At 54.8% G+C, this 11,397-nt stretch carries 12 protein-coding genes; 10 read left to right on the top strand and 2 right to left on the bottom strand.

All coding sequences use genetic code 11. The features are described from left to right. Positions 1 to 105 precede the first annotated feature (105 nt). From yidA to Q5705_06750, 7 genes are all read left to right on the top strand, one after another. The gene (gene yidA / locus Q5705_06780) at positions 106 to 918 is read left to right on the top strand and encodes a sugar-phosphatase (GenBank protein WLI78250.1); all 813 of its coding nucleotides are present in this window, start codon (positions 106 to 108) and stop codon (positions 916 to 918) included. A 250-nt stretch (positions 919 to 1,168) separates the two neighbouring features. After that, entirely contained in the window at positions 1,169 to 1,858 is a 690-nt protein-coding gene (dgoR, locus tag Q5705_06775; GenBank protein WLI78249.1) for a D-galactonate utilization transcriptional regulator DgoR, read from the top strand. Continuing rightward, on the top strand, positions 1,855 to 2,733 hold the full coding sequence (locus Q5705_06770) for a 2-dehydro-3-deoxygalactonokinase (protein ID WLI78248.1): 879 nt from the start codon (positions 1,855 to 1,857) through the stop codon (positions 2,731 to 2,733). The genes dgoR and Q5705_06770 overlap by 4 nt, the downstream gene beginning before the upstream one ends. Continuing rightward, on the top strand, positions 2,717 to 3,334 hold the full coding sequence (locus Q5705_06765) for a 2-dehydro-3-deoxy-6-phosphogalactonate aldolase (protein ID WLI78247.1): 618 nt from the start codon (positions 2,717 to 2,719) through the stop codon (positions 3,332 to 3,334). The genes Q5705_06770 and Q5705_06765 overlap by 17 nt, the downstream gene beginning before the upstream one ends. Further along, positions 3,331 to 4,479 (top strand): galactonate dehydratase, encoded by a 1,149-nt coding sequence (gene dgoD / locus Q5705_06760; GenBank protein WLI78246.1) that lies wholly within the window; start codon positions 3,331 to 3,333, stop codon positions 4,477 to 4,479. The genes Q5705_06765 and dgoD overlap by 4 nt, the downstream gene beginning before the upstream one ends. Positions 4,480 to 4,656: 177 nt before the next feature. Further along, complete coding sequence (locus Q5705_06755; protein WLI78245.1) at positions 4,657 to 5,994, top strand: MFS transporter; 1,338 nt, start codon at positions 4,657 to 4,659, stop codon at positions 5,992 to 5,994. Between the two features lie 50 nt (positions 5,995 to 6,044). Next, positions 6,045 to 7,271 carry a DUF3748 domain-containing protein gene (locus Q5705_06750; GenBank protein WLI78244.1) on the top strand — a complete coding sequence of 409 codons (1,227 nt, stop codon included), beginning with the start codon at positions 6,045 to 6,047 and terminating at the stop codon, positions 7,269 to 7,271. Positions 7,272 to 7,273: 2 nt separating this feature from the next. Here the strand turns inward: Q5705_06750 and Q5705_06745 are convergent, their stop codons facing one another. After that, positions 7,274 to 7,600, bottom strand: a complete 327-nt coding sequence (locus Q5705_06745; protein WLI78988.1) for a YceK/YidQ family lipoprotein — start codon at positions 7,598 to 7,600, stop codon at positions 7,274 to 7,276. A gap of 317 nt (positions 7,601 to 7,917) precedes the next feature. Between Q5705_06745 and ibpA the strand changes: the two genes are divergently transcribed. From ibpA to Q5705_06730, 3 genes are all read left to right on the top strand, one after another. After that, positions 7,918 to 8,331 (top strand): small heat shock chaperone IbpA, encoded by a 414-nt coding sequence (gene ibpA / locus Q5705_06740; GenBank protein ID WLI78243.1) that lies wholly within the window; start codon positions 7,918 to 7,920, stop codon positions 8,329 to 8,331. Positions 8,332 to 8,439: 108 nt separating this feature from the next. Continuing rightward, positions 8,440 to 8,871: a small heat shock chaperone IbpB gene (ibpB, locus tag Q5705_06735; protein ID WLI78242.1), complete on the top strand. Its 432-nt coding sequence runs from the start codon at positions 8,440 to 8,442 to the stop codon at positions 8,869 to 8,871. 101 nt (positions 8,872 to 8,972) lie between these two features. After that, complete coding sequence (locus tag Q5705_06730; GenBank protein ID WLI78241.1) at positions 8,973 to 9,668, top strand: AAA family ATPase; 696 nt, start codon at positions 8,973 to 8,975, stop codon at positions 9,666 to 9,668. A 299-nt stretch (positions 9,669 to 9,967) separates the two neighbouring features. Here the strand turns inward: Q5705_06730 and oxlT are convergent, their stop codons facing one another. Next, positions 9,968 to 11,233, bottom strand: coding sequence for an oxalate/formate MFS antiporter (gene oxlT, locus Q5705_06725; protein ID WLI78240.1), 1,266 nt, complete (start codon positions 11,231 to 11,233; stop codon positions 9,968 to 9,970). Positions 11,234 to 11,397 lie beyond the last annotated feature (164 nt).

Genomic DNA, 11,397 nt, shown 5'->3' with positions numbered 1-11,397 from the left:
GAATCCGAATTCCCCTTCCTGTCCTCCTTTTCCCCCCGCCGCGCTGCTGTTTTTTGAGCGGAATCGCGTTAGCATGAACGCGGAAATTTCTCATCTGGGGATCTCATGGCTATCAAACTTATTGCAATCGATATGGACGGCACTTTGCTGTTGCCGGACCACACCATCTCTCCCGCGGTAAAAAACGCTATTGCTAGCGCACGCGAACGCGGCGTGAACGTTGTGCTGACCACCGGTCGGCCTTATGCGGGCGTGCACAGCTATATGAAAGAGCTGCTGATGGAAGGGGAAGGTGATTATTGCATCACGTATAACGGCGCACTGGTGCAGAACGCCAGCGATGGCAGCACGGTGGCGCAAACGACTCTGAGCTATGACGATTACCGTTATCTGGAAAAACTCTCCCGCGACGTCGGCTCCCATTTTCACGCGCTGGATCGCAACACGCTTTACACCGCTAACCGCGATATCAGCTACTACACGGTGCATGAATCCTTCGTGGCGACGATTCCGCTGGTGTTCTGTGAAGCGGAAAAAATGGACCCGGAAACGCAATTCCTGAAAGTGATGATGATTGATGAACCGACGATCCTCGATCAGGCGATCGCCCGTATCCCGCCGGAAGTGAAAGAGAAATACACCGTGCTGAAAAGCGCGCCGTACTTCCTCGAAATCCTTGATAAACGCGTCAATAAAGGCACCGGCGTGAAATCCCTTGCCGAAGCGCTAAACATCAAACCGGACGAGGTCATGGCGATTGGCGATCAGGAAAACGACATCGCGATGATTGAATACGCTGGTATTGGCGTGGCAATGGATAACGCTATCCCATCGGTAAAAGAGGTGGCGGATTTTGTCACTAAATCCAACCTGGAAGACGGCGTTGCTTACGCTATCGAGAAGTTCGCCCTGAAATAAGCCCCATAACTCTCCCCCGACCCGCGCCCTGCGCGGGTTTTTTTTGCCCTTCACAGCGCACAGCATCCTGATAACAACTTTCTTACGAATTGTCGTTTTTGTGATCTAAATTGTAGTACAACACATATTGATTGTACTACGATTGCCTCACGCTATAGGGGAAAGCAAGCATATTTGTACTTCAATGTTGAGGGAAATTGCGCCACAGGCGATAAAGTAGTGGTACAGAAAATGTTGCTAAGGACGTTTTATGACCATGAACAAAACCGACCGCATTATCGTTTCCCTCGGTCGCCAGATTATCAGTGGCAAATATGTGCCGGGATCGGCGCTCCCCGCAGAAGCGGATCTCTGCGAAGAGTTTGAAACCTCACGCAATATCATCCGCGAAGTTTACCGCTCGCTGATGGCGAAGCGCCTGATTGAGATGAAACGTTATCGCGGCGCGTTTGTCGCCCCGCGTAACCAGTGGAACTACCTCGATACCGAGGTGCTGCAATGGGTGCTGGAGCACGATTACGACCCGCGATTAATCAGCGCGATGAGTGAAGTGCGTAACCTGGTCGAACCGGCCATCGCCCGCTGGGCGGCGGAACGCGCCACCTCCAGCGACCTGGCGCAAATTGAGTCGGCGCTCAACGACATGATCGCCAACAACCAGAACCGGGATGCGTTTAACGAAGCGGATATTCGCTATCACGAAGCGGTACTGCAATCGGTGCACAACCCGGTATTGCAACAGTTGAGTGTGGCGATTAGCTCACTGCAACGTGCGGTATTTGAACGAACCTGGATGGGTGATGAGGCGAACATGCCGAAAACCCTCCAGGAACATAAGGCGCTGTTCGATGCGATACGCCATCAGGACAGCAGTGCGGCAGAGCAGGCGGCGCTCACCATGATCGCCAGCTCGACACGAAGGTTGAAGGAAATCACATGACAGCTCGCTACATCGCAATCGACTGGGGGTCCACCAACTTACGCGCCTGGTATTTTCAGGATGGCGTATGCCAGGACAGCAGGCAGTCTGAAGCGGGAGTAACCCGTCTCAATGGCCGCGCCCCCGAAGCGGTGTTAGCAGAAGTAACCGAAGGCTGGAACAGCGACAGCACGCCCGTGGTGATGGCGGGCATGGTTGGCAGCAACGCAGGCTGGAAAATCGCCCCGTATCTGCCATGTCCGACCGCCCTTGATGGCATTGGCGAACGTCTGACCCAGGTCAAAGAGAATGTCTGGATAATCCCCGGCCTGTGCGTGTCGCGCGATGACAATCACAACGTGATGCGCGGCGAAGAAACCCAGTTGCTGGGCGCCAGCGAACTCGCCCCCTCCGCGTTGTACGTGATGCCCGGCACCCACTGCAAATGGGTGCAGGCGAATCACCATCAGATTGATGATTTCCGTACCGTGATGACCGGTGAACTGCATCATCTCCTGCTGCGCCACTCGCTGGTGGGCGCAGGTTTGCCGGAGCAATCCGCCAGTGATAATGCCTTTGATGCAGGCCTGACGCGCGGCCTCGCATCGCCTGAGATCCTGCCGCAGCTTTTTGAAGTTCGCGCCGCCCATGTGCTGGGCAGTTTAGCGCGTGAACACGTGAGCGAATTCCTTTCGGGCCTGCTAATAGGCGGCGAAGTGGCGACTATGAACGCCCGCTTTGCCGGTTCGCAGGCAATCACGCTGGTCGCCAGCGCGTCCCTTTCCGCCCGGTATCAGCGCGCGTTTCGCGCCATTGGGCGGGCGGTCAACACGCTGGATGGCGACACGGCATTTCAGGCAGGTATCAGGAGGATTGCCCATGCAGTGGCAAACTAAGCTTCCGCTGATCGCCATTTTACGTGGCATCAAACCGGAAGAGGCGCGCGAACATGTCGCCGCCGTACTGGACGCAGGATTCGACGCCGTCGAAATTCCGCTCAACTCCCCGCAATGGGAAACCAGCATTGCCGATATCGTTAATACCTTTGGCGATCGTGCGCTGATTGGCGGCGGCACGGTGCTGAAACCAGAACAGGTCGATCAGCTAGCGCAGATGGGATGCAAATTGATTGTCACGCCGAATACGCAACCGGAGGTGATCCGCCGCGCGGTCAGCCACGGCATGACAGTCTGCCCAGGCTGCGCGACCGCCAGCGAAGCGTTCACCGCGCTGGAAGCCGGTGCGCAGGCGCTGAAGATTTTCCCCTCGTCGGCTTTTGGCCCGGACTACATCAAAGCGCTGAAAGCGGTATTGCCGTCGGACGTGCCGGTGTTCGCTGTCGGTGGCGTCACGCCGGAAAACCTGGCGCAGTGGCTGCAAGCGGGCTGTGTTGGCGCAGGGCTGGGCAGCGATCTCTATCGCGCCGGGCAACCGGTGAGCCGCACCGCAGAGCAGGCGAAAGCATTTGTTAACGCGTATCAAGAGGCAGTGCAATGAAAATAACCAAACTGACGACTTACCGTTTACCGCCGCGCTGGATGTTCCTGAAAATCGAAACCGACGAAGGCGTAGTGGGCTGGGGAGAGCCGGTCATTGAAGGGCGTGCGCGCACCGTTGAAGCAGCAGTACATGAACTTGGCGAATACCTGATTGGTCAGGATCCGTCGCGTATCAATGACTTGTGGCAAGTGATGTACCGCGCCGGTTTCTACCGTGGCGGCCCGATCCTGATGAGCGCTATCGCCGGGATTGACCAGGCATTGTGGGATATCAAAGGCAAAGTGCTGAATGCGCCGGTGTGGCAACTCATGGGCGGCCTGGTGCGTGACAAAATCAAAGCCTACAGCTGGGTCGGCGGCGACCGTCCGGCAGAGGTGATCGACGGGATTAAAACCCTGCGCAATATCGGTTTCGACACCTTTAAATTAAACGGCTGCGAAGAGTTAGGCGTTATCGACGATTCCCGCAAAGTGGATGCGGCGGTCAATACCGTGGCGCAAATCCGCGAAGCCTTCGGCAATCAAATTGAATTTGGTCTCGATTTCCACGGTCGCGTCAGCGCGCCGATGGCGAAAGTCTTAATTAAAGAGCTGGAGCCGTATCGCCCGCTGTTTATTGAAGAGCCGGTGCTGGCAGAGCAGGCGGAATATTACCCGCGCCTCGCGGCACAAACCCATATTCCGATTGCTGCCGGGGAACGTATGTTCTCGCGCTTTGAGTTTAAACGTGTGCTGGAAGCGGGCGGTATTGCGATTTTGCAGCCGGATCTCTCCCACGCAGGCGGCATTACCGAGTGCTACAAAATTGCCGGTATGGCCGAAGCTTACGATGTGGCGCTGGCACCGCACTGCCCGCTCGGCCCGGTAGCGCTGGCGGCGTGCCTGCACGTTGACTTCGTGTCGCACAATGCAGTGTTCCAGGAACAGAGCATGGGCATCCACTACAACAAAGGTGCCGAACTACTCGATTTCGTGAAGAACAAAGAAGACTTCAACATGGAAGGCGGATTCTTTAAACCGTTAACGAAACCCGGCCTCGGCGTGGAAATTGACGAAGAGAAAGTGATTGCGCTAAGCAAGAATGCGCCGGACTGGCGTAATCCGGTTTGGCGGCACGCGGACGGCACCGTCGCCGAATGGTAATGCTCGTCATATTTTGCGCCGCCGGTGCGTTGGCTGCGTTTTCTCACCCCGGTCACTTACTTCAGTAAGCTCCCGGGGATTCGAAAACTTGCCGCCTTCCTGCGACACAAACTATTTAGAGCATTCATAACGTTAAAAAAATAATTTTTCCCTTACACCCTCTGTATTTAACAGGGCATGGTGAGCGGCTTCGCTATGCCCAAAACCCGGAGACAGACAGTTATGGATATTTCTGTAACGACTGCAAAACCAGGGCGTCGCCGCTATGTGACGCTGCTGATGATCTTTATCACGGTCGTCATTTGTTATGTCGACCGCGCCAACCTGGCGGTGGCGTCCGCGCATATTCAGGAAGAGTTTGGCATCAGCAAAGCGGAAATGGGCTACGTCTTTTCGGCATTTGCCTGGCTGTATACGCTGTGCCAAATTCCCGGCGGCTGGTTCCTTGACCGCGTCGGCTCCCGCCTGACCTACTTTATCGCTATCTTTGGCTGGTCGGTGGCAACGCTGTTCCAGGGCTTTGCTACTGGGCTGTTATCATTGATTGGCCTGCGCGCCATCACCGGCATTTTTGAAGCGCCGGCCTTCCCGACCAACAACCGGATGGTGACAAGCTGGTTCCCGGAACAGGAACGCGCTTCGGCGGTCGGGTTCTACACCTCCGGGCAGTTCGTCGGGCTGGCCTTTCTCACCCCGCTGCTGATCTGGATCCAGGAGCTGCTAAGCTGGCACTGGGTGTTTATCATCACCGGCGGGATTGGCATTATCTGGTCGCTTATCTGGATTAAGGTTTATCAGCCGCCGCGCCTGACCAAAAGCGTCAGCCAGGCAGAGCTGGAGTACATCAAAGCGGGCGGCGGCCTGATTGACGGCGACGCGCCAGTGAAAAAAGAGGCGCGCCAGCCGCTGACCAAAGCGGAGTGGAAACTGGTGTTCCACCGCAAACTGATTGGCGTTTACCTGGGGCAATTTGCCGTTACCTCAACGCTGTGGTTCTTCCTCACCTGGTTCCCGAACTATTTGACCCAGGAAAAAGGCATCACCGCGCTGAAAGCCGGGTTTATGACCACCGTTCCGTTTCTCGCCGCGTTCTTTGGCGTGCTGCTTTCGGGCTGGGTCGCCGATACGCTGGTGAAAAAGGGCTATTCGCTGGGGATTGCGCGTAAAACGCCGATTATCTGCGGCTTGCTCATTTCAACCTGCATTATGGGCGCGAACTACACCAACGACCCGATCTGGATTATGACGCTGATGGCGCTGGCTTTCTTCGGTAACGGATTCGCGTCGATTACCTGGTCGCTGGTCTCTTCACTCGCACCGATGCGCCTGATTGGCCTGACCGGCGGGGTATTCAACTTTGTCGGCGGTCTGGGCGGCATCACTGTGCCGCTGGTGATTGGCTACCTGGCGCAGGATTACGGTTTTGGCCCGGCGCTGGTTTATATCTCTGCTGTGGCGCTGATTGGTGCGCTCTCCTACATTTTGCTGGTCGGTGACGTCAAGCGAGTAGGCTAACGCCACGCATTCCTATACCCTGAGGCTATTTTTGGCTTCAGGGTATTCTCATGAAACAACTCACCTTCGCCCCGCGTAATCATCAACTGACCAACATCAACACCTGGACGCCGGACAGCCAGTGGCTGGTGTTTGATGTGCGTCCTTCCGGCGCGTCGTTTACCGGCAAAACCATCGAACGGGTCAATGTGCACACCGGAAACGTTGAGGTGCTGTATACCGCACCGGATGGCGCGCATGTTGGTGTAGTGACGGTTCACCCTGAAGCGCAGAAATATGTTTTTATCCACGGCCCGGAAAACCCGGATACTGACTGGCAGTACGATTTCCACCATCGGCGCGGCGTCGTCACAGAGAATAGCCGCACGCAGAATCTTGATGCGTTAGATATCACCGCACCTTACACGCCCGGCGCGCTACGCGGCGGCACGCATGTGCATGTCTTCAGCCCGAATGGCGAAAATGTCAGCTTCACTTATAACGATCACGTGATGCATGAACGCTCCCCGGCGCTGGATCTGCGCAATGTCGGCGTAGCAGTGCCGTTTGGCCCGGTTACGCCGCCCTGCACGCATCCGCGTGAATATGCGGGCAGCCACTGGAGCGTGCTGGTTAGCCGCACTACGCCGACCCCCGCGCCCGGCAGCGATGAGATCAACCGCGCTTACGAAGAGGGCTGGGTAGGCAATCAGCGGCTGGCGTTTATTGGCGATACACTGTCAGCCAGCGGTGAAAAAGTCCCGGAGCTGTTTATTGTTGATTTACCACGCGATGAACAAGGCTGGAAAACACCGGGCGATGCGCCGCTGGCGGGGAGCGAAACTACTCTGCCCGCGCCGCCAAAAGGCGTGCAGCAAAAGCGCCTGACATTTACCCATCACACGTGTTATCCGGGATTAGTGAATGTGCCGCGCCACTGGGTGCGCAGCAATCCGCAGGCGACATATATTGCGTTTTTAATGCGTGACGACAACGGCGTGGTGCAGCTTTGGTTGATAAGCCCGAACGGCGGCGAACCGCGCCAGTTAACCCATGTCGATGCCGGGGTTCAGTCGGCTTTTAACTGGCATCCCTCCGGCAACACGCTGGGTTTTGTCTGCGATAACCGCATTGCGCTGTGCGACGCTGTGCGTGGTGAAATCACCTTTTTGACAGCCGATCATGCTAACCCGCCGTCTGCGGATGCGGTGGTGTTTTCACCGGATGGCAAGCAAATCGCCTGGATGGAAGAGGTAGACGGTTTCCGCCAGTTATGGATGACGGAAACCGGTTGGTAGATTTAGTGTGCTGGCATCGGCGCGGGTGGGATCAGGTTATTGATTGCCTGGTTTTCTCGCTCGCTTTTTTCGACCCGCGATTTGACAGAGCTATCCCGCCGGAAGAGATCCCACGGCAGCAACAGCGTGTCCATAATCGCAGTGAACGGCATATCCAGCGCCACCAGCGACTTCATACCAATGCCGGTATCGTCATTTGAAAGCATGGCCGAACTGGCTTTAGTACCGGGGTAAACCCCCTCTTTGCCGCCGGTGTGTGACATCACACTGGAACACCCCGATAACACCACCCCGCAAAACAGTGCAGAAACTATAAGAATCGTTTTCATTGTCGATTGATCATCGTTGTTTGTAATTTTAATGCTGTCCTGGCGGTTATAGCCTTCCGCCAGGTAAAGCAACAGCATTAACGCTCCGCTCTGTGGCGGCATTCGCACTTTAACCCTTTGTGCTGTGATCCCAGTCTATGCACTGCACCAGAAAGTGCAAAAAAAAGTCAGACCAGCACCCTTGAAAAAAATCAGCGCAGCCGCATTTTACTCCTGTAGCCGGGGAACACGCCGGAAGGGTGTTTGGCTACATAGCATGATGACCTGTCCATTGTGGAAGGTCTTTTACACTCTCGCTGATGTCAGGAGCTTTAAGTATGCGTAACTTTGATCTTTCCCCACTGTATCGTTCAGCTATCGGTTTTGATCGCCTGTTCAACCTGCTGGAAAATAACCCCAACCAGAGTAATAACGGTTACCCTCCGTACAACGTCGAATTAGTGGATGAAAACCACTACCGCATTGCTATCGCTGTGGCAGGCTTCGCCGAAAGCGAACTGGACATTACCGCGCAGGACAACCTGCTGGTGGTGAAAGGTTCCCACGCTGCTGAGCAGAAAGAGCGTACTTACCTCTACCAGGGCATCGCCGAACGCAACTTCGAGCGCAAATTCCAGCTGGCGGAAAACATCCATATCAAGGGCGCAAATCTGGTGAACGGCCTGCTCTATATCGAGCTGGAACGCGTGATCCCGGAAGAGAAAAAACCGCGCCGTATCGAAATTAACTAATTGCGTCGGGTCGCCATCGCGGCCCACTCCCAACATGCTCGCCGACAGGGGGCATATGCGAGCCGAAAGCTCGCAGGTATTTACTCGCTTCTTAGAAGGAGAAACACAATGCGTAACTACGATTTATCCCCGCTTCTGCGTCAGTGGATTGGTTTCGACAAACTGGCCAACGCCCTGCAAAGCAGCACCGCTGAGCAGCAGGCATTCCCGCCCTATAACATCGAAAAAAGCGACGATAACCACTATCGCATTACCCTTGCGCTGGCGGGTTTTCGCCAGGAAGAGCTGGATATTCAACTGGAAAACGGTCGCCTGACGATTAAAGGCACGCCGGAAAAACCGGCCAACGAACCGAAATGGCTCCATCAGGGGTTGGTTATACAGCCGTTCAGCCTGAGCTTTACGCTGGCTGATTTTATGGAAGTCTCCGGCGCCACCTTCACCAACGGCCTGCTGCATATCGATTTACTGCGCAACGTGCCGGAAAGCGCCGAACCGCAGCGTATCGCTATTAGTTCGCGCCCGGCGTTGAATAGCTAAAGCCTGAATAAGACTCTGCGCCCTGCTTTATAAGCAGGGCTTTTTTGTTTCTTTTGCAGGCTGGTATACATTGGAGCCATTGCGGCATTCTGGAGATGGTTATGCTTGGCGAACAGCTTGAGATTGAAGGACTTATCGGCGTTGGGCGCGCTCAGTTAGCGCTTGAACCTGACCAGCATATTTATACTTTTATCGGTCCTAACGGCGTGGGTAAAACCAAAATGCTGGAAGCGCTGTTCCAGTTCATGTTTTTTAATAATGAGCTGGTAAAAAAATCGCTGATTCCCATGAATCAAATTTTTTTCAAATTCAAATCATTTGCTACGAATCGCCCGCAGCCTTTTAAAGTTCAGCGAGAAAACGATGCCTCTCCTTTATGGGTGAGCGCCCGGGACTATTTCCCCTCTTTAACATCCAACACATTGCCGGTCGTTTTTCTGGGAGCTCAAGCGCGTGGAAAAATAGATCATAAAGCCGATATGAGTAACACCTCCCTGGGGACGCTGGAGAACCGCAGAACTCTCTACTTCCTCAAGCTGGTTCAGGCCATTGTTTCCGGCTACAGCTATTTCACTAATGAAACCAATATTCAAAAAGTAAAAGGTATTGTTTTTATTGATGAAATAGAAAGCCATCTGCATCTTTCCTGGCAGGCAAACATTATTCCGTTGCTCAAAAAACTGTTCCCTAACACCACTTTTTACATCACCACCCACTCGTCCATTGTTCTCGCACAGCTTAAAGAGGGCGAAGCCTATAACCTTTACCGCGATAGCGATGGCATTGTTAAAACGTAAAAAATAGCCGCGCCGAATAAAGCCGCCCTGGCCGATATCCTGAAAGACGTTTTCAGCGTTGATATAAACCAGATGAAGCTTGAGAACAGCAGCGCTGACGAGCAGCAGGATGCGAAAGCTAATTTGTTACGCTTGCTCAAACAGCAGGAGAAACAGTAATGACAAGGAAAGTTTTGCTGGATACCAATTTGTTGATTGCCGCCTTTGATAAAAGCGGCAGAACATCCCCGGAGATGAAAACCTCTGCAATAGCCATGCTTGCATGATGTTATCGCCCTGCTTTCGCAAGGCTTTTTCATTTATGCCCGCACGCTCTGCAAAAAGCGCTGGCGCCACGGTTTCAGCACAAAGAGCGCCAGCAGCGCGCAGAGAATATCCAGCGTAATGGCGCAGCCAAACACCAGGTTCCAGCTTGCGGTTTTCTGATACAGCAGCGCCGCCAGCGGGCCGCCGAAGATAGAACCGATCCCTTGCGAAATATAGAGCCAGCCATAGTTTGACGTTGCATGTTGGGTGCCGAAGGTATCGGTCAGCGTCGCCGGAAACAGCGAGAAGATCTCGCCCCAGCCGAAAAAGACCACCCCGGAAAGCAGCACAAACAGCAGCGGATCGTCTTTGCACAGCAGCCACAGCGCCATCGCGCACCCTTCCAGGCCGAAGGCGACAAACATCATGTTCTCGCGGCCAATGCGGTCGGAAATATAGCCGCACACCGGGCGTGTTAAACCATTCATAAAACGGTCGATAGTCATCGCCAGCGGCAGCGCCGCCATGCCCAGCACCGTCACCGCCGTAATGCCAAAATCTTCCGCGAAAATCGCCATTTGCGAGGTCACCATCAGGCCGGACGTCGACATCATGGTCATCATCACAAACATCAGCCAGAACAGCGGCTTGCGCAGCATCTCTTTTGAGGTGAAGCTCTTATCGCTCATCTTCAGGTTGCTGCCTTGCTCTTGGGTGCTGACATGTTGCGGCGCGCGCAGCCCCTGGCTGGCGAGAAAGCCGACTGCGGCCATCAGCAGGCCAAACTGCCACAGCGTATTCTCCAGCCCTTTGGCGGCCAGCGATTGGGTCACCGGGAAGGTGGTCAGGATCGCGCCCATGCCATAGCCCGCCGCCACCATCCCTGTGGCAAAGCCGCGTTTTTCCGGGAACCAGCGCACCATCAGGCCAACTACGCCGATATAGACAATTCCGGTGCCCAGGCCGCCGATCACGCCGTAATAAAGATAAAGCTCCGTCAGGCTGCTGATGGTTGCGGTCAGCATCCAGCTCGCGCCGCTCAGCACGGTGCCGATAGCAATCAACCGGCGCGGGCCAAACTTATCAATCAGCTTGCCCTGAAAGGGGGAAAAGAAGGTTTGCAGAATAATCAGCAGCGAAAAGGTGAGCTGAATTTCTGCCAGCGGCACGCCCAGCTTTTCCATAAACGGCCGTGTGAGCAGCGCCCAGACATATTGCGGGCTGGAAATCGACACCATGCACAATAAGCCGAGCGCCAGTTGTACCCATTTCTTCGCCGGGCTTACCACTACCACGTTGGTTAAGGTTGTATTTGTCATTCTGCCACCCTGTTGTTAACAAAAGTGGACTTTTGCATTAACCGTGCCATAACCCATTGTTCCCGCAAGCATTGGCCTCACGCCTTTCAAAACCCGAATACGCTGCGTTGATTCAGGGCAACCTGCCCTGTGTGGTGCAGGTTTCGCCACATCGCGGGGCGCGA

This window comes from Kosakonia sp. H02, assembly GCA_030704225.1.
GTDB lineage: Bacteria > Pseudomonadota > Gammaproteobacteria > Enterobacterales > Enterobacteriaceae > Kosakonia.
Note: the sequence above shows the minus strand (reverse complement) of the source record. Positions and strands in the feature narration are given on the sequence as shown.

Bases quoted from the DNA above. Each gene is read 5' to 3' on its own strand.
- yidA (WLI78250.1), top strand. From the start codon at position 106: ATGGCTATCAAACTTATTGCAATCGATATGGACGGCACTTTGCTGTTG.
- dgoR (WLI78249.1), top strand. From the start codon at position 1,169: ATGACCATGAACAAAACCGACCGCATTATCGTTTCCCTCGGTCGCCAG.
- Q5705_06770 (WLI78248.1), top strand. From the start codon at position 1,855: ATGACAGCTCGCTACATCGCAATCGACTGGGGGTCCACCAACTTACGC.
- Q5705_06765 (WLI78247.1), top strand. From the start codon at position 2,717: ATGCAGTGGCAAACTAAGCTTCCGCTGATCGCCATTTTACGTGGCATC.
- dgoD (WLI78246.1), top strand. From the start codon at position 3,331: ATGAAAATAACCAAACTGACGACTTACCGTTTACCGCCGCGCTGGATG.
- Q5705_06755 (WLI78245.1), top strand. From the start codon at position 4,657: ATGGTGAGCGGCTTCGCTATGCCCAAAACCCGGAGACAGACAGTTATG.
- Q5705_06750 (WLI78244.1), top strand. From the start codon at position 6,045: ATGAAACAACTCACCTTCGCCCCGCGTAATCATCAACTGACCAACATC.
- Q5705_06745 (WLI78988.1), bottom strand. From the start codon at position 7,600: ATGAAAACGATTCTTATAGTTTCTGCACTGTTTTGCGGGGTGGTGTTA.
- ibpA (WLI78243.1), top strand. From the start codon at position 7,918: ATGCGTAACTTTGATCTTTCCCCACTGTATCGTTCAGCTATCGGTTTT.
- ibpB (WLI78242.1), top strand. From the start codon at position 8,440: ATGCGTAACTACGATTTATCCCCGCTTCTGCGTCAGTGGATTGGTTTC.
- Q5705_06730 (WLI78241.1), top strand. From the start codon at position 8,973: ATGCTTGGCGAACAGCTTGAGATTGAAGGACTTATCGGCGTTGGGCGC.
- oxlT (WLI78240.1), bottom strand. From the start codon at position 11,233: ATGACAAATACAACCTTAACCAACGTGGTAGTGGTAAGCCCGGCGAAG.